Source organism: Novosphingobium sp. AAP83, from assembly GCF_001295795.1.
Taxonomy (GTDB): Bacteria; Pseudomonadota; Alphaproteobacteria; order Sphingomonadales; family Sphingomonadaceae; genus Novosphingobium.
Window position 1 is genome coordinate 129,753 of sequence record NZ_LJHY01000010.1, and the last position, 22,473, is coordinate 152,225.

Consider the following 22,473-nt stretch of genomic DNA (forward strand, 5'->3'; position numbering starts at 1 on the left):
TTTATCCTTCAAGGCGCATCGGCTTCAAGATTGGCAAGCTCGCGCAACAGCAAAGCGATATCGCTATCCCGCGAAAGCCGGTGATCGCCGTCCTTGATCAGATGCACCTGCACATCGGATGAACGCAAAGCCGAGGCCAACCGCAGCGATATGTCCCACGGCACATCGGCATCGTTCTGCCCGTGCAGCAACCGGACGGGGCCATCAAACGCCACGCCGGTTTTGAGCCGCTTGCTGCGTTCGCCATCGGACCAGAACAGCGCGTGCGTGGGGGTGGGCTCGGGCCCGTAAGGATTGTCCTCGAAGATCGTCTGCCCCGCCGCCAGCGCGATCCGGTGGCTTTGCGAATAGCCCCATTCGGTGAAATCGGGCGCGGGCGCGATGCCGACCAGCGCCTTTGTCCGGTCGCCCAACGCTTCGGCCAGCAGCAGCATCAGCCAGCCACCCATGCTCGATCCGATGACCAGGACAGCGCCCAGTCCGAGGTGATCGACCAGCGCCAGCACCTCATCACGCCAGCGCGACAAGCTGCCATCGGCGAAATCTCCATCGCTTTGCCCGCAACCGGTATAATCAAGCAACAGGCAGGCGCGACCCCGTTCCTGCGCCCATTGCAGCACTGCCTGCGCCTTGCTCCCGCTCATGTCCGACATGTAGCCGGGCAGGAACACGATGGCGGGAAGGCGTCCGGCCAAAAAGCGATAGGCCATCTGTTGGCCCGATGGCAGGGTGAAGCGGGAAAGATCGGTCATCGCACAATCATGGCCCTCCCTTTTGCCGTGGGCAAGCCCGTCATGAAGCCGCATGGCAAAGTGATCGGCAGGGCAGGAATTGCGGCGGCGGCGCTCCTGTGCCAAAGCGCGGGTCAACGCTTTAAGGCTTGAGAGAACCCGATGTCCGAGTTGCTGAAAATCACCCTACCAGATGGTTCCGTGCGCGAGGTAGCGCGCGGCAGCACGCCTGCGGATATCGCCGCCGCCATCGGCCCCGGCCTTGCCAAAGCGGCGCTGGCGGCGCGGGTGGATGGCGAACTGGTCGATCTTTCGCGCCCCTTTACCGCCGATGCGCAATTGGCGCTGGTGACCGCCAAGGACGAGGCCGACGCGCTCGATCTTGCCCGCCATGACTTTGCGCACATCCTTGCCGAAGCGGTGCAGGCGCTGTTTCCGGGCACGCAGATCACCTTTGGCCCGAGCACCGACGATGGCTTCTATTACGATTTCGCGCCGGCCGAGCGCCCGTTCACCGATGAGGACCTGCCCGCCATCGAGGCGCAGATGCGCAAGATCATCGGCGCGAACAAGCCGCTGCGCCGTGAAGAATGGAGCCGCGAACAGCTTATCAGCCGGTGGAAGCGGCAGGGCGAGAGCTTCAAGGCCGAATGGGCCGCCGAGCTTCCGGGCGATGAGCCGCTGACGGTCTATTGGTCGGGTGATGATTGGCTGGATATGTGCCGTGGGCCGCATTTGCCATCCACCGGCAAGCTGGACCCAACCGCGTTCAAACTAACGCGCGTTTCGGGGGCCTATTGGCGCGGTGACCAGAACAACGCGATGCTGAGCCGCATTTATGGCACCGGCTGGCTGAACAAGAAGCAGCTTGATGCACACATGACGCGGCTGGAAGAAGCCGCCAAGCGCGATCACCGCAAGCTGGGCAACGAGATGGACTTGTTCCATCTTCAAGCCGAAGCTCACGGCAGCGTGTTCTGGCATCCCAAGGGTTACATGATCTGGCGCGAGCTGGAGGCCTATATGCGCCGCGCGATTGATGGCGCGGGCTATCGCGAGGTCAAGACCCCGCAAGTGATGGACGCGCGCCAGTGGGAGCAATCGGGCCACTGGGGCAAATACCGCGAAAACATGTTCGTCATCCCCGACGAAGTGCCGAACGTGGATGATGAAGGCCCGGTGATTTCGGGCGAGGCCGACTGGATGGCGCTCAAGCCGATGAACTGCCCGGCGCACGTTCTGATCTTCCGGCAGGGCCTGAAATCGTACCGTGATCTGCCGCTGCGCCTTTATGAAAACGGCTGCTGCCACCGCAACGAGCCGCACGGCGCGCTGCACGGGCTGATGCGCGTGCGCCAGTTTACGCAAGACGATGCGCATATCTTTTGCCGCGAAGACCAGATCGTGGATGAAGTGCAGGCGTTCTGCGAACTGGCCGACCGCGTCTATAAACACTTCGGCTTTACCTATTCGATCAAGCTGGCGCTGCGCCCTGAAAAGCGTTTCGGCACCGAAGAGATGTGGGACATGGCCGAAAGCGAGCTGCGCGCCGCCGTGGTCCGCGCAGGCCTTGCCACCGAACAGTACGGCTGGGAAGAATTGCCCGGCGAAGGCGCGTTTTATGCGCCCAAGCTGGAATGGCACCTGACCGACGCGATTGGCCGCACCTGGCAGGTTGGCACGATCCAGTCTGACCGCGTCCTGCCCGAACGGCTTGATGCCAGCTATGTGGCCGAAGATGGCGACAAGCACCGCCCGGTCATGCTGCACCGCGCGATCTTCGGATCATACGAACGCTTCATCGGCATTCTGATCGAGCATTTTGCGGGCCGCCTGCCGGTGTGGTTGGCGCCGGTGCAAGCCGTGGTGGCGACCATCGTTTCGGAATCCGACGATTACGCCACCGAAGCGCTGGCCAAACTGAAGGCTGCGGGCATCCGCGCCGAAAGCGATCTGCGCAACGAGAAGATCAATTACAAGGTGCGCGAGCATTCGGTGGCGAAAGTCCCCTATCTGCTGGTGGTGGGCAAGCGCGAGGCCGAAGAAGGCACCGTGGCGATCCGCATCTTGGGCGAACAGCACCAGAAGGTCATGCCGCTGGACGAGGCCATCGCGATGCTGGTGAGCGAGGCGACTGCGCCTGATTTGCGCTGAGGCTGCTGCGGTCGCGTGGATGGTCCCTGAGCCGTGAATGAAGAGGTTTCGCGCAGAGGCGCAGAGAAGAAGTGGAGGCGCGGAGGAGGGGGCTGGACGCGAGGCCGTCCGGAAAATCCGGCCATGCACAATATGGCCTTGTCTGCTTTGAAAATCGGCCCCACCGTCAAACCCGACCTCTTTGCGTCTCGTCTTCTTCTCTGCGTCTCTGCGTGAAACCTGAAGCGCCAACCCCGCCCATGCTGAGTATGTCGAAGCCCGCTCATCCTGAGCTTGTCGGAGGATCGCCCACGATAACGGCTAATTAAGCGGTTTCCCCTATGTCGCTCTGACAAGCACGCCCGAGGGACCCGAACCGATGACCCTGCATTTCCGCGCTATCGCTGCGCAAGCCGCTGAAGACAGTGCCATTTCCGCCGATGAAATTCTGGCCCTGCGCCGTGCGGCGTGGCCCGATGGCAAGATTGATCCCGAAGAAGCCGAGGCGATCTTCATCCTCAACGACCAGATTACCGCGCCGACGCTGGAATGGAGCGACTTCTTCGTTGAAGCGCTGGTGGAATTCATCGTCAATACGACAGAGCCCAGGGGCTATGTTTCGGAAGAGAACGCGCGCTGGTTGATCGAGCGGATCGAGCACGATTCAAAAGTGTGCAGCCTGACCGAACTGGAACTGGTGGTCAGCGTGCTGGGCAAAGCGCAGTCAACGCCTGAAAGTCTGCGCGTTTTCGCGCTGGAAATGCTGGAACAGGCCGTTTTGACCGGCGCAGGGCCAACGCGCGCGGGCGGCCACCTTGATCCGGGCTGTATCAATGCGATGGAATGCGCGCTGATACGTCGCGCGATCTTTGCTTCGGGCAGTGACCGCCCCGCCGCTGTCAGCCAGCGCGAGGCCGAATTGCTGTTTCGCCTGAAAGACGCGACACTGGGCGCGGCCAATGCGCCCGAATGGGAGCGTCTGTTCGTCCAGGGCGTGGGCAATTATCTGCAAGGCTGGCAAGGGGCCAAGGGTCTGACGCGCGAGCGCGCGGGCGAGCTGGAAGCGTTCATGAATGATCGCACGAGCAACCTTGGCCGGTTCTTCGGGCGGATGGCCACGACCAATGCCAGCGGATTTACTCAAGCCGTTCGCGCAATAGGTTTTGGCCGCCGCCAGCCCGAACGGGATTTTGCCGCAGAGGCTGCGCGTGAACACGCGGTTACGGATGTCGAAAGCTTGTGGCTGAGCGCGCGGATCGATGCCGACAATCAGGTTGATGCGCTGGAAGAAGCGCTGCTGCGGTTTCTTGACGAAGACTAGACGGTAAAGCTTTCACCGCAGCCGCAACTGCCCTTGGCGTTGGGGTTCTGGAACACGAATCCAGCGGTGAAATCGTCCTCCTGCCACTCCATCGTGCTGCCGATCAGGTAGAGCACAGATCCGCCGTCGATGAAAAACAGCCCGCCGGGCGTCTCGATCCGCTCATCCATCGGGTTTGCTTCGGTGACATAGTCCACCGAGTAAGCAAGGCCCGAACAGCCCCGGCGCGGGGTGGACAGCTTTACGCCAATTGCGCCTTCGGGCGCGGTTTCCATCAGATGCGCAATCCGCGCTTGCGCAGATGGCGTCAGGATCACAGCGGCGGGGCGCTGGCGGACTTTGGTCGTCACTTCGGTCATCGCACTATCTCCCCCCTCCCAAGCAAAAACGAATTTTGGCGGGAGGGGACGGGGGTGGGCCTTCTTAACATAGGGATGCGCGTGGCCTCTGCCCACCCCCAATCCCTCCCGCCAAAATCCGATTCAGGCCGGGAGGGGGGAAACTCATAACATCCCAAGCTCAAGCTTGGCATCATCACTCATCTTTTGCGGGTCCCACGCGGGGTCCCACACCAGATTGACTTCTGCATCACGCACGCCGGGGACCGCGCAGACGCGCAGTTCCACTTCAGCGGGCATCGATTCGGCCACCGGGCAATGCGGCGTGGTCAGCGTCATGTTGACGATCACATGCGCTTCGTCATCGACTTCCACGCCATAGATCAGGCCGAGATCGTAGATGTTGACCGGGATTTCGGGATCGAAAATCTCTTTCAGCGCGCTGATCACGCCTTCGTAGATGTCACCGCCGGGTTCGCTCGGGCTGACGCCTTCAGGCGTGGCCGCAAGGAAGCCTTCGAGGTAATCGCGTTTGCGCTCCAGCTTTTCAGCGGGCGTTTCTGCCGGTTCGGGAATGTCATCAACGCGTGCGCGGCGCGGCATGCTTACCGCTTCAACTTCCTCGACGGCGAATTTGGGATCCTCAACGCTCATCCGAAAATCCTCTTGGTCCTTTCGATACCGCGCACCAGTGCGGCGATATCACTTTCATCGCTGTAAATGCCAAAACTGGCGCGGGCCGTGGCGGGAACGCCAAGGTGATCCATCAGTGGCTGCGCGCAATGATGGCCTGCGCGGATGGCCACGCCTGCTTCATCAAGGATCGTGCCCAGATCATGGGGGTGTACGCCCTCCATCGCAAAGCTGACGATCCCGGCGCTTTCCTCAGGCCCGAACAGGCGGATCGAGTTCATCGCTTGCAGGGCTTCGCGCGCCTTGGCGACCATCGCGGTTTCATGGGCATGGATCACATCGAGCCCGACACCAGTGACGTAATCCGCCGCCGTGCCAAAACCGATAGCCTCGACAATTGCGGGCGTTCCCGCTTCAAACCGCTGGGGCGCGGGCGCATATGTCGTCTTTTCAAACGTCACGCGATCAATCATCGCGCCTCCGCCCTGCCATGGCGGCATGGCATCGAGGATTTCGGGCTTGGCCCAAAGCGCGCCGATGCCGGTGGGACCATAGAGTTTGTGGCCCGAGAACACATAGAAATCGGCATCAATCGCGTGAACATCCACCGCAATGCGTGCGACCGATTGGCAGCCATCGAGCAGGATCTTCGCGCCGACATTGCGCGCCAGCTTCACCGCATGTTCCACGTGAAGCACTGAGCCGAGCACGTTGGAAACATGCGCGAACGAAACCAGCTTGTGCGCAGTCGTTAGCATCCGTTCGGCGGCGGCAAGGTCGATCTGGCCGTCTTCGGTGATCGGGCAGACGTCGATTTCCACGCCGGTCCGGTCGCGCAGCAATTGCCAGGGCACGATGTTGGAATGATGCTCAAGCTGCGAGAGCAGGATGCGGTCACCGGCCTTGAGATTGGCCACGCCCCATGTCTGCGCGACGAGGTTGATCGCCTCGGTTGCGCCGCGCGTGAACACCAGTTCGCCTTCATTGGCACCGATCAGCGCGGCAACCTTGCGGCGTGCAGCTTCAAAGGCCAGCGTCATATCAGCCGAACGCGCATAGACGCCGCGATGGACCGTGGCGTAATCGCTGCCCAGTGCACGCACCATCGCATCAATCACCACTTGCGGCTTTTGCGCGGTGGCGGCGGTATCGAGATAGTGCCAGCGGCTGCCGTCCGGGTTGACGAGGCCGGGCCAGATTGCATCGCGGGTGAGCGTTGCGGTGGTCACAAGATCGCCTCCAGCGCATCGAGCGCGGCTTGCGTCAGCGTCTCTTCATCGGCAGCGCCGACAAAGGCTTCGGCGATAAATGCCTGCAACATCAGCTTCTTGGCCTGCGCTGGCGGAAGGCCGCGCTGGGCAAGGTAGAACAGGCTTTGCGGATCAAGTTCACCCACGGCGCAGCCATGTGCGCACTTCACATCATCGGCATAGATTTCAAGTTCGGGCCGCGCATTGGCGGTGGCAGTGCGATCAAGCAGCATGGCGCGGATCGATTGCGAGCCATCGGTGCCAATCGCGCCGCGCGCGACAGCCACTTTGCCAAGGTAGGTGCCGGTGGCGTGGCCCGCCAGCACCGAACGCACGATCTGCGTGGATAGCGCATCAGGCTCGGCATGGGTGACTTGCGTCACGATCTCGGCGGTCTGATCGCCGCCCGCGATTTGCGCCGCGCCAAGGTGGAACTTGGCGGCTTTACCCAGCGTCACAGACACCGCGATCCGGCCATAGGCAGAGCCTGCATTAAGCAAGCGCAGATCGAATGAAGCGCCGTCTTCCAGCACGATCGAAAGATCACGCGCATCGGCATTGGTGCCATCAAGGACCAGCGCGAGTGCGCCTGCTTCGCCAGCGGCCACACGGATTTCCTGTGTCGCCAGCGGCCACAGCGGTTCCAGCGCAGCGAGATCCGCATAGCGGAAGGCCTCGTCGCGGCGGGTAGGAAGGGTCAGCGTATCGCTCACGCTGCCACCGCCTCGTAGCCTTGCTCTTCGAGTTCGAGCGCCAGTTCGGGGCCGCCGGTGCGCACGATGCGGCCACCGGCCAGCACGTGGACGAAATCGGGCTTCACGTAATCGAGCAGGCGCTGGTAGTGCGTGATCAGCAGCACGGCTTTATCGGGCTTGCGCATGATCGCATTGATGCCTTCACCGCAGATGCGCAGCGCATCGATATCGAGGCCCGAATCGGTTTCATCGAGGATCGCCAGCTTGGGATCGAGGATGCCCATTTGCACCATCTCGGCGCGCTTCTTTTCGCCGCCCGAAAAGCCGACGTTTACCGGACGCTTGAGCATGTCCATCTCCATGCGCAAGAGGCCTGCCTTTTCCTTGGCCAGCTTGAGGAATTCGCCACCCGAAAGTGGTGCTTCCCCGCGCACCTTGCGCTGGGCATTGGCAGCTTCACGCAGGAACTGCACAAAGGAAACGCCGGGAATCTCGACCGGATACTGGAAGCCAAGGAACAGGCCCGCCGCCGCACGCTCATGCGGTTCCAGCGCGAACAGGTCTTCGCCTGCAAAGCTGACGCTGCCGCCGGTCACGTCATAGCCGGGCCGTCCGCCCAGCGTATAGCCCAGCGTCGATTTGCCCGCACCGTTCGGCCCCATGATCGCATGGATTTCGCCAGGATTGATGGTGAGCGACAGGCCCTTGAGGATCGGCTTGTCAGCAACAATGGCGGAAAGGTTTTCGATTTTGAGCATGGGTTTTCTCGCTTAGCGCCGGGGCGCACCGTAGGAGCGGTTGGCAGGGCGCGAATTGGCGCGGAGTTCTTCGTAGCGGGCTTTCATCGCGGCAACCGTGTCGCGCGAGATGCCTTCGGGATCGGCCAGCACTTCCTCGGCGGTGTAGCGCACCACTTTGATGCCGACTTCGGTCAGGCTCTTGTCGCGGCGGTGTTCGATTTCGGCGGGCACATCGCCTTCATCGATCAGAACGACCAGCTTCAGCGGCAGGCAGGCGAAGTTGGCGATGGCCGAGCCGATGACGGTGAAGCTTTTGGGCTTGTACTGGCCCAGGTCTTCCTTCGCCAGTTCATCAGCCAGCGCCACTTGGGCAGCGCTCGGGTTGCGTTTGCGTTCGCGCGCCAGTTCGTGGATCGCATCAAGCCGCGATTCCGCAATGTTCCAGCCGCGCCCCTTGCGCTGAAGCTTGGGCGCATCTTCGCGTTCACTGGCGGGGCGCAGGGTAAGGGTTTTTTTCAACCGACTGATCCTTCAAGGCTTATGCCGAGCAGCTTTTGTGCCTCGACCGCGAATTCCATCGGCAATTGCTTGAGCACTTCGCGCGCGAAGCCGTTGACGATCAGCGCGACGGCGCTTTCCTGATCGAGGCCGCGCTGCATGGCGTAGTAGAGTTGATCGTCGCTGATCTTCGACGTTGTGGCTTCGTGTTCGATCGTGGCGGTGGGGTTGCGCACTTCGATGTAGGGCACGGTGTGCGCGCCGCAATCAGCGCCCAGCAGCAGGCTGTCGCACTGGGTGAAGTTGCGCACGCCATCGGCACCCGGCGCCACGCGGACGAGGCCGCGATAGGTGTTATTCGACTTGCCCGCGCTGATGCCCTTGGACACGATGGTTGAGCGGGTGCGCTTGCCGTTGTGGATCATCTTGGTACCGGTATCGGCCTGCTGGTAATTGTTAGTGACGGCGACCGAGTAGAACTCGCCCACCGAATCATCACCGTTCAGCACGCACGATGGATACTTCCACGTGATGGCGCTTCCGGTTTCGACCTGCGTCCACGAAACCTTTGAGCGCTTGCCCTGGCACAGCGCGCGCTTGGTGACGAAGTTGTAGATGCCGCCAAGACCCTCGGCATTGCCGGGATACCAGTTCTGCACGGTGGAATACTTGATCTCAGCATCGTCCATCGCGACCAATTCGACCACGGCGGCGTGAAGCTGGTTTTCATCGCGCATCGGCGCGGTGCAGCCTTCGAGGTACGAGACGTAAGAGCCCTTGTCGGCCACGATCAGCGTGCGTTCGAACTGTCCGGTGTTTTCGGCATTGATGCGGAAATAGGTGGAAAGCTCCATCGGGCAGCGCACACCTTCGGGAATGTAAACGAAGGTGCCATCGGAAAAGACCGCGCAGTTCAAGGCCGCAAAGTAATTGTCATGCATCGGCACGACTTTGCCGAGCCACTTCTTCACATGCTCAGGATATTCGCGGATCGCTTCGGAGATCGAGCGGAAGATGACGCCAGCCGATTCCAGCTCCTTGCGGAAGGTGGTCGCGACCGAAACAGAATCAAACACCGCATCCACCGCAACGCGGCGTGCGCCTTCAACGCCCGCAAGCACTTCCTGCTCGGCCAGCGGAATGCCCAGCTTTTCGTAAATGCGCAGGATTTCGGGATCGACCTCATCAAGGCTGCCAAGCTTAGGCTTGGTTTTGGGCGCGGCCCAATAATAGGCGTCCTGATAATCAATCGGCGGCACGTTCAGCTTGGCCCAATCGGGCGTGGGCATCGTCAACCAATGGCGATAGGCCTTAAGCCGCCATTCGAGCATCCACTCCGGCTCGTCCTTTTTGGCCGAGATATAGCGGACGGTATCTTCGGACAGGCCTTTGGGGCCGTATTCCTGTTCGATATCAGACGACCAGCCGTGTTCGTAATCGGCCACTTTGGCGGCGGCATCGTGGGCTGCCTGATCTTTGATGTATACGTCGTCTGTCATGCCATAACCTCCGCCACCGGGGCCGCAAACGCGGCAGGACGGGACAATTGGGTGAGCGAAATTCCGGCCAGCGCGCCGCGCAATGCTGCATCAACGGCGGGCCAGTGCGGACGGATTGAGCAGGCGGCTTCCAGCGTGCAATCATGGCGGCCATGTTCGCTGCACGGCGTCAGCGCAATAGGGCCTTCGACCGCCTCGACAATATCGGCAAGCGTGATCGCGGCGGCAGGGCGTGCCAATTTTAGCCCGCCACCTGCGCCGCGCACCGATTTGAGCAGGCCTGCCGCTGATAGTTTGCTGACCAGTTTTTGCACCGTGGGCGCGGGCAAGCCGGTTTCATCGGCCAGTTGCTGGGCCGAAACACGCGCATGCCCGCAATGGCGTGCAGCGGCGCTCATCGTTACGACGGCATAATCGGCCATACTGGAAAGGCGCATCGTCTGGCTGGTCCCGGGCGGCCTGAAAGTAAATCAGACCGAATCACTCCGGTTATCTAGGCGCGTGATTCGCAAGATACAAGGTGCCGTGCATTTGCCCGAAATGCCGACAGGATCGAGAACGGCCCAATGGACAGGTACGCAGCCTGGACGCATGAAGATAACGTGAAAGATGTTTAAGTTTCGGCAGGAGGCAGACGGCCCGAAAACACGGGGTTTGCAACGCACCTGAATTGCGCAAAAAAAGGCGGCCGAGATCTTTAAAGGTGCTCGGCCGCCCTAAAGTCGAGAACTCAGCACATAAGTGCACCGAGCCCTTCGGGTCGCGTCCCCTAGCTACGCAGTCCGGTCGATGATGAATTGTATGAATTCGACAAAATCGGTTGCATCACGGCAACATAAAACAATAATTCGATGACGATTGCTGTCATTTTCGCGAAGTTGGGACTTGGCCATTGTTATAAGCGGGCGCAATGAGCCACAGAACTTTGCGCCGGGGGCCAACTCGTTTCCGTCGTTTGTTGACTGATGCTTATCTGGACCGATCCCTGTGACGCCTTATTCCTTTTTGCGCCCATTGCTTTTCCGCATCCCGGCAGAACCTGCCCATCGGCTCACCATCGAAGCGTTACGTTTGATGCAAAGCGGAACCCACGCAGCGCCAACAGCGACGCTGGCGCAACGGATCGGCGGCATTGTTTTTCCAAACCCGGTCGGCATGGCGCCCGGCTTTGACAAGAATGCACAAGTGCCCGATGCGATGCTGGGTTTGGGTTTCGGCTCGGTCGAGGTGGGCACGGTCACCCCGCTGCCGCAGGAAGGCAATCCCCAGCCACGCCTGTTCCGGCTGGTAGAAGACCGCGCGGTGATCAACCGCATGGGGTTCAACAACGAAGGCGCACAGGCGGTTACAAACCGGTTGATGCGGCGGCGTGAAACGGGCGCGCACGGGCTTCCCGGCGTTGTTGGCGTCAATATCGGGGCCAACAAGGAATCGCCCGATCGCATTGCCGATTATGCGCAGATGACCCGGATCATGGCCCCGCTGGCATCTTATCTTACAGTCAATATCTCGTCGCCCAACACGCCGGGGCTGCGCGCTTTGCAGGATGAAGGCGCGCTATCGGCCTTGCTCGATGGCGTATTGGAAGCACGCGGCCACACGCATGTGCCGGTGTTTCTCAAGCTCGCGCCCGATCTTGAACCTGCCGATATTGACAGCATTTGCCGCATCGCATTGGAAAAGAAGCTGGCGGCGCTGATTATTTCGAACACCACGGTCACGCGTCCGGCGCTGCGTTCGGCCCATGCGGGCGAGGCAGGCGGGCTTTCGGGTGAACCTTTGCGCGAACTGGCGCTGCAACGCTTGCGCGATTTCCGCAAGGCCAGCGGCGGGGCGATCCCGCTGGTGGGCGTGGGCGGCATTTCGACGGTGGACGATGCGTGGGACCGCATCCGCGCCGGTGCGAGCCTTATCCAGCTTTATAGCGCGCTGGTCTATGAAGGGCCGGGCCTTGCCAGCCGCCTTGTCAAAGGGCTTGAAACAAAGGTGCGCGAGGCGGGCCTATCGTCCATTGCAGAGGCGGTCGGCAGCGAATAGCTTGGACTGCATGATAATCATTCGCGCGCTTCGCTTTCTCCCACTCGTTGCAGCTCTTTCGGCGGGCGCTTGTGTGCCGCCGCCAAGCGCTGCTGTCCCGGCCCGTACGCCGCTTGCCGCTGCCCGGGATGGCGTACGCGACGATAGCGCGGGTCTCGTTTCCGCCGCCGATCCGCGTGCAGCAGAAGCGGGGGCGCAAATGCTCCGGCTTGGCGGCAGCGCGGTGGACGCCTCTATCGCCACGATGCTGGCGCTGACCGTGGTCGAACCACAAAGCTCTGGCATTGGCGGGGGCGGCTTTCTGGTGCTGGGCGATGCCAGCGGCAAGGTCGAGACAATCGACGGGCGGGAAACCGCACCAAAAGCCGCCACGCCGCAATGGTTCTTTGTCGATGGCAAGCCGCTGTCTTATGGCGAGGCTATTCCCGGCGGGCGCAGTGTGGGCGTGCCGGGCAATGTGCGGCTGGCGGCACTGGCGCACAACAAGCATGGCAAGCTGGCATGGCGCACCCTGTTCCAACCAGCGATCAGGCTGGCGCGGGAGGGCTATCAGATCACCCCGCGCATGCATGCCTCGCTGACCAATGCGATCCGCACAGGCGCGCTGGATCCTGATGCCCGCGCGCTGTTCTATGGCGCGGATGGCCAACCGCTGCCGGTGGGCACACTGGTGCGCAATCCCGCCTTGGCCGCCACGTTTGAAACGATTGCCGCGCGCGGGGCGGACAGTTTCTACAAAGGCGACAACGCCACCCTGATCGCCGCCAAAGTGGGTACCGCAGCCCGCAATCCTGCGCCGATGACCACGGCAGACCTTGCCGCTTATAAGGCGGTAGAGCGTCCGGCTGTATGCGGGCAATACCGCCAGTACCGCATCTGCGGCATGGGTCCGCCATCATCGGGGGCGACCACGGTTTACGCCATTCTCAAGCAGCTTGAACGCTTTGACATGAAGGCGCTCGGTCCGGCGAGCCCCGAAGCCTGGCATCTGATCGCCGAATCCCAGCGCCTCGCCTATGCCGACCGTGAACAATATGCTGCCGACTCCGATTTCGTGGCGGTTCCGGTCAAAGGATTGGTTGATCCGGCCTACCTTGCAGCACGTTCGGCGCTAATCTCGCCAAGCGCGACGATGCCCACAGCACTGCCCGGCACTCCGCCCGGAGCGACGCTGGCCTTTGCGCAGCCCACCCGTCAGGAAGAGCATGGCACCACGCACTTTGTCACAGTGGACCGCTGGGGCAATTCGACCAGCTATACCTCGACCGTCGAAGGCCCCTTCGGATCGGGCCTGATGGTGGGCGGCTATTACCTCAACAATGAGCTGACCGATTTCAACATCATACCCGACAAGAATGGCAAACCCACCGCCAACCGCGTGGAAGGGGGCAAACGCCCGCGCAGTTCGATGGCCCCGACGCTGGTCTATGGCCCCGATGGAAAGCTGCGGCTGGCGGTGGGTGCAGCGGGCGGCACGACTATTCCGGCGCAAGTGGCCAAAGCGATTATCGGCGTGCTCGACTGGAACCTTTCGGCGCGTGATGCCATTGCCCTGCCCACGGTCTTTGCACCGGGCGGTGAAACGGTGTTTGTGGAAAAGGGCACGGCACTGGAGGCGATGATCCCGGCGCTTCAGGCCTTGGGTCATGCCAAGATCACGGCCCGCAGCCCCTCTTTCAAAGCCAATGCCATCGAACATCTGGACGGCGTGTGGCGCGGGGCCGCCGATCCACGCAGCGAAGGCGCTGCTGTGGCTCCTTGAACAGTTGCCGTAATGAAACTGCGGCACTAGGTTAACATCCGACAAACAGGAAGCCGGAGGTCTAACCGGCTCCGGGGCGAGGAATGTTGACGTGCAGCTTACCGATTTTGCAAGCTATCCCAATCTTGTTGCGATGTTTCTGGATCGGGCGCAGGCGCGTGGCGAAAGCCCGTTCCTGTGGGCCAAGCACGGTGGGCAATGGCATTCGCAAAGCTGGGCAGATGCTGCGCGCCAAGTGTGCCTGCTGGCCGAAAGCCTGCGGGCGCTGGGCCTTGATGCGGGTGACAGGGTAGCGCTGGTATCGGAAAACCGGCCGGAATGGGCGATTGCCGATCTGGCGATCATGGCGGCGGGGCTGGTGACCGTGCCGACCTACATCACCAATACCGAACGCGATCACCTGCATATTCTGGAGAATTCGGGCGCAAGGGCGGTGATCGTCTCCACGTCCAAGCTTTCGAACGCAGTGCTACCCGCCGCCCTTGCCGCCCCTTGCGTCGAACATGTGATCGGCATGGAGCCGCTGCGCCAGATGCAGGCGGGGAAGCTGGCATTCCATGACTGGGCGGCGATGACATCAGGCGATGCAGCAGCGGCACGGCGGGCAGTGGATGCGCGCCTTATCGCGGTGGGCCGCAACGATCTGGCCTGCCTGATCTATACCAGCGGTACCGGCGGTTCCCCGCGCGGGGTGCGGCTGCATCACGGCTCGATTCTGTGCAATGTGGATGGCGCGGCGCATATTCTGGCGCAGGATTTCGGCTGGGGTGACGAAGTGTTCCTTTCGTTCCTGCCGCTGTCCCACGCTTATGAACATACCGGCGGCCAGTATCTGCCCATCGGTATGGGCGCGCAGATTTACTATTCCGAGGGCCTCGAAAAGCTCGCGTCCAATATCGAAGAAGTGCGCCCGACGATGATGGTGGTGGTGCCGCGCCTGTTCGAAGTGCTGCGCGCGCGCATCATGAAGCAGGTGGAAAAGCAGGGCAAAGTCGCCAATTATCTGATGGACCGCGCGCTGAACATCGGCATGCGCAAGGCGGCAGGCAAACGCCGATTGCTCGACCTGCCGATGAGCGCCGTTCTGGAACGCACGCTGCGCCCCAAAATCCGCGCAAAGTTTGGCGGGCGACTAAAGGCGATGGTTTCGGGCGGTGCACCGCTGAACCCGGATGTCGGCGTGTTTTTTGAAGCGATGGGCCTCACCATGCTGCAAGGCTATGGCCAGACCGAATCCGGGCCGGTGATCTCGTGCAACCGCCCGCGTGCGGGCATCGGCATGAACACGGTTGGCCCGCCGATGAAGGGCGTTGAGGTAAAGATCGCACAGGACGGCGAAATCCTTGTGCGTGGCGAACTGGTGATGCACGGCTATTGGCAAAACGATGCTGAAACCGCGCGCGCGATCCCGCAAACCGGCCCCAACGCGGGCTGGCTGCACACCGGCGACATCGGCCACATCGACACCAAGGGCCGGATCGTCATTACCGATCGCAAGAAAGACATGATCGTCAACGACAAGGGCGACAATGTATCCCCCCAGAAGATCGAGGGTATGCTGACGCTCCAGCCCGAAATCGCCCAGGCCATGGTGAGCGGTGACAGGCGGCCCTATATCGTCGGGCTGATCGTGCCCGATCCCGAATGGGTGATGGAATGGGCGCGCGCCCAAGGCGAACACTTCGATTTCAAGGAACTGCAAAACCTGCCCGCGTTCCGCACCGCCATCCGCAATGCGGTGGACCGCGTGAACAAGGACGTGTCGGTGACCGAAAAGGTCCGCCAGTTCACTTTCGCCGACGAGGCGTTTTCCATCGACAACGAGGAAATGACGCCGAGCCTGAAAATACGGCGGCACAAGATCAAAGAACGCTACGGGGCAAGGGTGGACGCGCTTTATAAGGCGTGAGTGAGCAGGCCCACCCCCGGCCCCTCCCGTAAACGGGAGGGGGGAAGAAGGGCCGCCCTAATCCACTACCGCCTGCGGGAGCCTCTCCCCCTCATCTTCATCATTGCGAGCGGGGCTCGCAATGACGAATGATGGTTGCAACCGATAGGAGCCCTACCCGTTGGCTTGGGCCTTTAACTGATAGAGCAGATCGAGCGCCTCGCGTGGCGAAAGCGCATCGATATCGAGGCTGTTCAGCCGTTCGCGCAGGGCATCGACTTTTTCCTCGGCGGCTTCAATCGCGGCCGCAAAAAGCGGCAGATCATCGAGCCCTGCGGCAAGACCCCCGGTAGCCGCGCGGCCTTTTTCCAGCTTTTCCAGCACTGATTTGGCGCGTTTGACCACAGGTGCAGGCACGCCTGCCAGGCGCGCCACGGCAAGGCCATAGGACTTGTCCGCCGGACCTTCGGCCAGTTCGTGCAGCAGCACGAGATCGCCCTTCCATTCGCGCGCGCGAACGTGGTGAAGCGAGAGCGAATCGCAACTTTCGGCAAGCCGCGCGAGTTCGTGGTAATGCGTGGCAAACAGGCAGCGGCTGCGGTTGATCGAATGCACCGCTTCGACCACCGCCCACGCCAATGCAAGACCGTCATAAGTCGATGTGCCGCGCCCGACTTCGTCGAGGATGACAAAGCTGCGTTCGGTCGCCTGCGACAGGATTGCGGCGGTTTCAACCATTTCGACCATGAAAGTGGATCGCCCGCGCGCCAGATTGTCCGATGCGCCCACGCGGCTGAACAGGCGGTCCACCATGCCGATGGTCGCGGCCTGTGCGGGCACGAACCCGCCCGCTTGCGCCAGCAGCACGATCAGTGCGTTCTGACGCAGGAAGGTGGATTTACCGCCCATATTCGGGCCACCGATCAGCCAGAGACGGTCTTTTGGGGCCAAGCGGCAATCATTGGCGACAAACCGCTCACCCTTGACCGCCAGCGCCGCTTCCACCACCGGATGCCGTCCGCCCACGATTTCAAGGCATGGTTCGTCTACCACGCGGGGCAAGGACCAGCCGCCCTCTGCTGCGCGTTCGGCCTGTCCTGCGGCAACATCGATCCGCGCCAGTGCGGCGGCAGTGTTCGCAATGGCGGCCTTGGCGCTGACGGCTTGTGCCACCAGTTCCTCGAAATGCGCTTCTTCGGCGGCCAGCGAATGGCCCCCGCTTTCGGCAATGCGGCTGGCCTCTTCGTGCAGCGCCAGCGCATTGAAGCGCACCGCGCCGGCCATCGTCTGGCGATGGGTGAAGCCGGATTCGGGCGCCATCAGCCTGTCAGCATGGCGCGCGGGCACTTCGATGAAATAGCCCAGCACCCCGTTGTGGCGGATTTTCAGCGCGGCAACGCCGGTATCATCGCGGTACTTGGCCTCAAGCGCGGCAATCGCGCGGCGCGAATTGCCCGAAACGCGGCGCAATTCGTCGAGCGCGGCATCATAACCCTCGGCAATGAAACCGCCCTGTGATCGTTCGGTCGGGGGTGCAGACACCAACGCGCGGGCATAGAGATCAACCAGCGCGCCATGCCCTGCCAGCGATGGCAAAAGATCGTCCAATGGCGCTGGCCGGTCTGCCCTTGCGCGCAGCATATCGTGCAGCCGCCGCGCCTCGGCCAAGCCATCGCGCAATTGGCCCAGATCACGCGGAGAGCCGCGCCCCGCCACAACCCGCCCCAGCGCGCGGCCCACATCGGGCAAGGCGCGCAAAACCGAACGAAGATCGACGCGCAGCAGCGGATCATCGTGCAGCCAGCTTACCAATTCCAGCCGCCGGTAAATGGCGCGCGAATTGGTCAGCGGCGCCGACAAGTCCTCAGCCAGCAAACGCGCGCCCGCGCCCGTCACGCAACGGTCAATCGCTTCTACCAGACTGCCCTTGCGCCCGCCGCCGGTGCTGCTCAAAATTTCGAGGCTGGCCCGCGTGGCTTCATCCATCGCCATGTGTGTGCCCGCCTCGCGCGCCACCGGCGGCAAGAGTAGCGGCAATGTGCCGCGCCCGACATGGTCAAGATAACCGATCAACCCGCCTGCCGCCGCCAGCATCGCGCGGCTGAACTGGCCAAAGCCGTCGAGTGTGGTCACCCCATGCACCGCCTTGAGCTGTGCCTCGCCTTCATCGCTACCGAAAGACCGATTCGGGCGGGATACGCATCCGGATGGCGCTTCAGCCCAGCCTTCGGGCGCGACGATTTCGGTCGCTCCGAGCCGCGCCAGGGCTGCGCCCATCTGGTCGGCGCTGCATTCTTCCAGCTCCATCCGGCCGGTCGAAATATCGCAAGCCGCAATGCCGATCACCCCGCGCAGATCGCACACCGCCGCCAGCATATTGGCGCGGCGCGGTTCGAGCAAGGCTTCCTCGGTCAGCGTTCCGGCGGTGACAAAGCGCACGATATCGCGTGCGACCAATGCCTTGGAACCTCCGCGTTTCTTGGCTTCTTCGGGCGTTTCGACTTGTTCGGCAATCGCCACGCGACACCCTGCGCGGATCAGGCGGGCAAGGTAGCCTTCTGCGGCATGGACCGGTACGCCGCACATCGGGATTGGTGCGCCGCCGTGTTCACCCCGGCTGGTCAGCGCGATGTCGAGCACTTGGGCCGCTGTTCTGGCATCATCGAAGAACAGCTCGAAAAAGTCGCCCATCCGGTAGAACAACAGGCAGTCGCTCGCCTGCTCTTTAAGAGCAAGATATTGCGCCATCATCGGAGTTGGGGCATTAGGGGTCACGCGGTGGTGGCTAGACCAGCCGCGCGTGTTTCTCAAACCATCAACGCCGGATATCCGCAACTCTGCGCCAAACAGGCAAGAGCCGGTTCCGGTCTTGCGGGTTATGGGTCTGGAGTAATCAGGGTTTGACGCAAGTCCGCGAAAAAGATTGGTTGGCAAGTATCAAACACTTGCTGGCACGCGCCGGAGCGCTGCCGTGGCTTTCAGGCCCCGGTATTGCCATCGGCGTGCTGCTCATTTGCCTGCCTTTCGCGCTGGTGGAAGTGCCGCCCCTGATCGATATTCCCGGCCACATGGGAGCCGCCGCCATCGAAGCGGCTGGCCCCGGCAATCCGTTGGAAAAGTATTTCACGTGGAAGTGGGTGTTCACGCTGAACATTGGCGGCGGCGTGCTGATGAAAGTGCTGGGCGCACAGTTCGGCATTCTGGCTGCGGGCTGGTGGAGCACAGTGCTTGCTACGGGCCTGTTCGCGGGCGGTTGCTTGTGGACCATCCGCATGCTGAACCCCAAGGGCGGACATGCGGCGGCGTGGTCGTTGATGTTTGTGTTCAGCTTCCCGCTGCTGACGGGCTTCCTCAACTATATCCTTGCCACCGGCTTTGCCCTGACCGCGTTCGGCGCTTCGCTCTGGCTCGAAAAGCGCAATCCGCGCGCGCGCGCCATCATGTTGATCGTGGCGCAACCGGTGGCTATGCTGTGCCACGCCATAGGCGGCTTGCTGCTGGCCTTGCTGGTTGGCGCATATGCCTTTGGCCGTGCGATGGACGAATTGCCTGAAGGCTGGCGCTGGCGCGATGTTACAAACCGTGAATGGCTGAAGAAGCTCGATTGGAAAGCCATCGGGCTGCGGCTGTGGGGGGCCTGCTGGCCGCTGCTCGCCACGGTCATCACCATTGCACTGTGGAAAATCTTTTCCCCCGAAGCCAAATCGGTCAACATCTGGCGTTGGGACCAGAAGGCTTGGTCCTTCGTGCTGACATTGCGCGATCAATCCAAGCTGCTCGATTTCGGCACCTCGATCATCGCAGGCCTGCTGGTGCTGGTCGGGCCGTTCCTTGGCGCGCGTTGGCGCTGGCGGCAGGGCCTGCCCGCGCTGACGGTGTTTTTGCTGTTCCTTGCGATCCCCAGCGACATCAACGGATCATCGTTCGTCGATATCCGCCTGCTGCCGGTTGCCGCAATGCTGGGCCTTGGTCTTCAGGACTGGAGCCGCGCGCGCAAGCCCGATTGGGCCAAGTGGGTAGCCTATAGCGGCATGGCACTGCTGGCGGTGCGCCTGTCAGTCACCGCGTGGAGCTTTGCCGGATATGCCGATGATTACAAGAAGCAGCTCTCGGCGCTGACCCATGTGGAACCCGGCAGCCGCGTTCTGGCCTTTGTCGAACACACCTGCCTTAACGAATCATGGCGCAATACCCGCCGCGATCACCTTGCCAGCCTTGCCAGCCTGTACCGGCAGGCGTGGGTGAATGATAACTGGGCCGTGCCCGGCCTGCACATGGTGGTGCCGCGCTTCCGTCCGGGGCGCAATTTCACCGCCGATCCATCGGAATTCGTGTGGTCGCGCCGCTGCGCAGGTGGCTGGCGGCGCACGGTCGATAGCGCGCTGAAGTTCGCACCGATTGAACGCGTCGATTATGTCTGGTTAATCGATACCGGCCTGCCGCGCAAAGGCGATCCGCGCCTGCAATTGGTGTGGCAGGAAAACCGCAGCCTGCTGTTCAAAGTGCGTCGCCTTGCCATGCCCGCACGGCCGCCCAAAGATTTGTAACAAGACCGGCAATCCGCAGCTATTGCCAGCCTTGCGGATTCGAGTTTGACCGAGGGGTGTTGCGAGCCTTGACGTAGCGTCCAAGGTTCGACAGTGGCATACTTCCGATTTCAAGATAGACGGGGAATATGATGTCCGAGGAAAGCAACGTCCGCTTCACCGAGCGCGAGGCGCTTTTCTATCACAACACAATTCGCCCCGGTAAGATCGAGATCATCGCCTCCAAACCGATGGCGACCCAGCGCGACCTTTCGCTTGCCTATTCGCCGGGCGTTGCGGTCCCCGTCCGCGCCATCGCGGAAAATCCGTCCGATGCCTATGAGTATACCGCCAAGGGCAACCTGGTGGCGGTCATTTCCAACGGTACTGCGATCCTCGGCCTTGGCAATCTTGGGGCGCTGGCATCCAAGCCGGTGATGGAAGGCAAGGCGGTGCTGTTCAAGCGCTTTGCCGATGTCGATTCGATCGACATCGAACTGGACACCGAAGACGCGGACAAGTTCATCGAAGCGGTTGCGCTGATGGAACCCAGCTTTGGCGGGATCAACCTTGAAGACATCAAGGCGCCCGAATGCTTCATCATCGAACAGGCGCTCAAAGAACGCCTCAAAATTCCGATCATGCACGATGACCAGCATGGCACCGCGATCATCTCTGCTGCCGGATTGCTCAACGCCTGTTTCCTGACCGGCCGCAAGCTGAGCGAGGTCAAGATCGTGGTCAATGGCGCGGGCGCTGCGGCGATTGCCTGCACCGCGCTGATGAAAGCGATGGGTGTGCGCCATGATAATGTGACGATGTGTGACCGTTCGGGCGTGATCTATCGCGGCCGCGAAGGGGGCATGGACCAATGGAAAAGCGCGCATGCGATTGATACCAGCGCGCGCAGCCTTGAAGATGCGCTTGATGGTGCGGATATCTTCCTCGGCCTATCTGCGGCAGGGGCGCTGAAGCCCGAATGGGTAACCAAGATGGCCCCGCAGCCGATCATCTTTGCGATGGCCAATCCCGATCCGGAAATCACCCCGCCCGAAGCCAAGGCTGTGCGTCCCGATTGTATCGTCGCCACAGGCCGGTCGGATTATCCCAACCAGGTCAACAACGTGCTGGGCTTCCCGTTCATTTTCCGGGGGGCGCTTGATGTGCGCGCCACCGCGATCAACGAGGAAATGAAGATCGCTGCCGCCCGCGCCATCGCGGAACTGGCGCGCGAACCGGTGCCCGAAGAAGTTGCCGCCGCTTATGGCATCAACCACACCTTCGGGCTTGATTACATCATCCCTGCGCCATTCGATCCGCGCTTGATGGAAGTCGTGTCGTCTGCCGTGGCCAAAGCGGCGATGGATTCAGGCGTGGCGCAAAAGCCGATCGAAGACTTTGACGCCTATCGCAACAGCCTAAAGGCCAGGCTCAACCCCACCACCTCAGTGCTGACCAACGTCTTTGCCACGGCCAAGAACAACCCCAAGCGCGTTGTCTTTGCCGAGGCCGAAAACGAAGTGGTGCTGCGCGCCGCGATCCAGTTCAAGGATTTCGGCTATGGCACGCCGGTGCTGGTGGGGCGCACGCAAGCCGTGCTCGATCTGCTGACCGAACTGGGCGTGAGCAATACAGAGTCCTACGAGATCCACAATTCCTCGGTTTCGCCGCTTGTGCCCGAAATGGTCACTTACCTTTACGAGCAGCTCAAGCGTCGCGGCTATATGGAGCGTGACGTGAAACGCATGGTCAATCATGATCGCAACGTCTTTGCTTCACTGCTGGTGGCGCTGGGCCATGGCGATGCACTGATCACCGGCATGACCCGCACCTTTGCGCAATCGATGAAGGATGTGCGCCGCGTGCTCGGGCCAAAGCCCGGACACTTGCCCTTCGGCATCCATCTGATGGTCGCCAAGAACTACACCGTGTTCATGGCTGATACGACCGTGAACGAGCGTCCATCTGCCGAAGAGCTGGCGCATATTGCCAAGGAAACCGCAGCCGTTGCCCGCCGCATGGGTCATGAGCCGCGCGTTGCGTTCCTGTCATACTCGACCTTCGGCAATCCTTATGGGCGCTGGCTTGATAGCATTCGCGGCGCGGTTGCTATTCTGGACGAGGAAAACCCCGGCTTCGAGTACGAAGGCGAAATGGCGCCCGATGCTGCGCTGAATCCCAAAGTCATGGCCAACTATCCGTTCAGCCGCTTGTCCGGGCCTGCCAATGTGCTGATCATGCCGGGTCTGCAATCGGCCAATATTTCGGCCAAGCTGTTGCGCGAACTGGCGGGCAATGCGGTGATCGGCCCGATGCTGATCGGCATGGAAAAGCCCGTCCAGATCGCCGCGATGACATCGATCGCGCCCGATATCCTGACGCTGGCCGTGCTGGCAGCAGCAGGGATCGTCGGCTGATATAC

At 61.7% G+C, this 22,473-nt stretch carries 17 protein-coding genes; 7 read left to right on the plus strand and 10 right to left on the minus strand.

What is annotated here, in order from left to right:
- Positions 1 to 8: 8 nt before the first annotated feature.
- Positions 9 to 752: an alpha/beta fold hydrolase gene (locus tag IP81_RS05830; protein WP_054107037.1), complete on the minus strand. Its 744-nt coding sequence runs from the start codon at positions 750 to 752 to the stop codon at positions 9 to 11.
- Positions 753 to 893: 141 nt separating this feature from the next.
- Between IP81_RS05830 and thrS the strand changes: the two genes are divergently transcribed.
- Together thrS and IP81_RS05840 are read left to right on the plus strand one after the other, a co-directional pair.
- Positions 894 to 2,885, plus strand: a complete 1,992-nt coding sequence (gene thrS / locus IP81_RS05835; RefSeq protein WP_054107038.1) for a threonine--tRNA ligase — start codon at positions 894 to 896, stop codon at positions 2,883 to 2,885.
- A gap of 358 nt (positions 2,886 to 3,243) precedes the next feature.
- Positions 3,244 to 4,185: a hypothetical protein gene (locus IP81_RS05840; protein ID WP_054107039.1), complete on the plus strand. Its 942-nt coding sequence runs from the start codon at positions 3,244 to 3,246 to the stop codon at positions 4,183 to 4,185.
- Here IP81_RS05840 and IP81_RS05845 read toward each other — a convergent pair.
- The 8 genes from IP81_RS05845 to IP81_RS05880 all read right to left on the minus strand — a co-directional run bounded on the left by IP81_RS05845 (position 4,182) and on the right by IP81_RS05880 (position 10,275).
- Entirely contained in the window at positions 4,182 to 4,544 is a 363-nt protein-coding gene (locus IP81_RS05845; RefSeq protein ID WP_054107040.1) for an iron-sulfur cluster assembly accessory protein, read from the minus strand. The genes IP81_RS05840 and IP81_RS05845 overlap by 4 nt on opposite strands.
- A 144-nt stretch (positions 4,545 to 4,688) precedes the next feature.
- Positions 4,689 to 5,177, minus strand: coding sequence for an SUF system Fe-S cluster assembly protein (locus IP81_RS05850; protein WP_054107041.1), 489 nt, complete (start codon positions 5,175 to 5,177; stop codon positions 4,689 to 4,691).
- On the minus strand, positions 5,174 to 6,385 hold the full coding sequence (locus tag IP81_RS05855; protein WP_054107042.1) for a cysteine desulfurase: 1,212 nt from the start codon (positions 6,383 to 6,385) through the stop codon (positions 5,174 to 5,176). Before IP81_RS05855 ends, IP81_RS05850 begins: the two co-directional genes overlap by 4 nt.
- On the minus strand, positions 6,382 to 7,119 hold the full coding sequence (locus IP81_RS05860; RefSeq protein WP_054107043.1) for a SufD family Fe-S cluster assembly protein: 738 nt from the start codon (positions 7,117 to 7,119) through the stop codon (positions 6,382 to 6,384). The genes IP81_RS05855 and IP81_RS05860 overlap by 4 nt, the downstream gene beginning before the upstream one ends.
- Complete coding sequence (gene sufC / locus IP81_RS05865; protein WP_054107044.1) at positions 7,116 to 7,859, minus strand: Fe-S cluster assembly ATPase SufC; 744 nt, start codon at positions 7,857 to 7,859, stop codon at positions 7,116 to 7,118. Before sufC ends, IP81_RS05860 begins: the two co-directional genes overlap by 4 nt.
- Before the next feature lie 12 nt (positions 7,860 to 7,871).
- Positions 7,872 to 8,360 (minus strand): DUF559 domain-containing protein, encoded by a 489-nt coding sequence (locus tag IP81_RS05870; protein WP_054107045.1) that lies wholly within the window; start codon positions 8,358 to 8,360, stop codon positions 7,872 to 7,874.
- Complete coding sequence (gene sufB / locus IP81_RS05875) at positions 8,357 to 9,838, minus strand: Fe-S cluster assembly protein SufB (protein WP_054107046.1); 1,482 nt, start codon at positions 9,836 to 9,838, stop codon at positions 8,357 to 8,359. The genes IP81_RS05870 and sufB overlap by 4 nt, the downstream gene beginning before the upstream one ends.
- A complete protein-coding gene (locus IP81_RS05880) occupies positions 9,835 to 10,275 on the minus strand; it encodes an SUF system Fe-S cluster assembly regulator (RefSeq protein WP_054107047.1) in 441 nt (146 codons plus the stop codon). Before IP81_RS05880 ends, sufB begins: the two co-directional genes overlap by 4 nt.
- 550 nt (positions 10,276 to 10,825) lie before the next feature.
- On the opposite strand from IP81_RS05880, the gene IP81_RS05885 reads away from it, so the two are divergent.
- From IP81_RS05885 to IP81_RS05895, 3 genes are all read left to right on the plus strand, one after another.
- Positions 10,826 to 11,875: a quinone-dependent dihydroorotate dehydrogenase gene (locus IP81_RS05885; protein WP_054107048.1), complete on the plus strand. Its 1,050-nt coding sequence runs from the start codon at positions 10,826 to 10,828 to the stop codon at positions 11,873 to 11,875.
- Between the two features lie 10 nt (positions 11,876 to 11,885).
- On the plus strand, positions 11,886 to 13,637 hold the full coding sequence (gene ggt, locus IP81_RS05890) for a gamma-glutamyltransferase (protein ID WP_054107049.1): 1,752 nt from the start codon (positions 11,886 to 11,888) through the stop codon (positions 13,635 to 13,637).
- Between the two features lie 91 nt (positions 13,638 to 13,728).
- Complete coding sequence (locus IP81_RS05895; RefSeq protein ID WP_054107050.1) at positions 13,729 to 15,546, plus strand: long-chain fatty acid--CoA ligase; 1,818 nt, start codon at positions 13,729 to 13,731, stop codon at positions 15,544 to 15,546.
- A gap of 153 nt (positions 15,547 to 15,699) precedes the next feature.
- Here IP81_RS05895 and mutS read toward each other — a convergent pair whose 3' ends face one another.
- Positions 15,700 to 18,276 carry a DNA mismatch repair protein MutS gene (gene mutS, locus IP81_RS05900; RefSeq protein ID WP_054107051.1) on the minus strand — a complete coding sequence of 859 codons (2,577 nt, stop codon included), beginning with the start codon at positions 18,274 to 18,276 and terminating at the stop codon, positions 15,700 to 15,702.
- A 176-nt stretch (positions 18,277 to 18,452) separates the two neighbouring features.
- Here mutS and IP81_RS05905 point away from each other — a divergent pair, with 176 nt between their 5' ends.
- Positions 18,453 to 20,072, plus strand: coding sequence for a hypothetical protein (locus tag IP81_RS05905; RefSeq protein ID WP_054107087.1), 1,620 nt, complete (start codon positions 18,453 to 18,455; stop codon positions 20,070 to 20,072).
- A gap of 131 nt (positions 20,073 to 20,203) precedes the next feature.
- Entirely contained in the window at positions 20,204 to 22,468 is a 2,265-nt protein-coding gene (locus IP81_RS05910; RefSeq protein ID WP_054107088.1) for an NADP-dependent malic enzyme, read from the plus strand.
- The last annotated feature ends 5 nt before the right edge of the window (positions 22,469 to 22,473 follow it).

Bases quoted from the DNA above. Each gene is read 5' to 3' on its own strand.
- IP81_RS05910 (WP_054107088.1), top strand. From the start codon at position 20,204: ATGTCCGAGGAAAGCAACGTCCGCTTCACCGAGCGCGAGGCGCTTTTC.
- thrS (WP_054107038.1), top strand. From the start codon at position 894: ATGTCCGAGTTGCTGAAAATCACCCTACCAGATGGTTCCGTGCGCGAG.
- ggt (WP_054107049.1), top strand. From the start codon at position 11,886: ATGATAATCATTCGCGCGCTTCGCTTTCTCCCACTCGTTGCAGCTCTT.
- sufC (WP_054107044.1), bottom strand. From the start codon at position 7,859: ATGCTCAAAATCGAAAACCTTTCCGCCATTGTTGCTGACAAGCCGATC.
- mutS (WP_054107051.1), bottom strand. From the start codon at position 18,276: ATGATGGCGCAATATCTTGCTCTTAAAGAGCAGGCGAGCGACTGCCTG.
- IP81_RS05850 (WP_054107041.1), bottom strand. From the start codon at position 5,177: ATGAGCGTTGAGGATCCCAAATTCGCCGTCGAGGAAGTTGAAGCGGTA.
- IP81_RS05840 (WP_054107039.1), top strand. From the start codon at position 3,244: ATGACCCTGCATTTCCGCGCTATCGCTGCGCAAGCCGCTGAAGACAGT.
- IP81_RS05830 (WP_054107037.1), bottom strand. From the start codon at position 752: ATGACCGATCTTTCCCGCTTCACCCTGCCATCGGGCCAACAGATGGCC.
- IP81_RS05880 (WP_054107047.1), bottom strand. From the start codon at position 10,275: ATGCGCCTTTCCAGTATGGCCGATTATGCCGTCGTAACGATGAGCGCC.
- sufB (WP_054107046.1), bottom strand. From the start codon at position 9,838: ATGACAGACGACGTATACATCAAAGATCAGGCAGCCCACGATGCCGCC.
- IP81_RS05845 (WP_054107040.1), bottom strand. From the start codon at position 4,544: ATGACCGAAGTGACGACCAAAGTCCGCCAGCGCCCCGCCGCTGTGATC.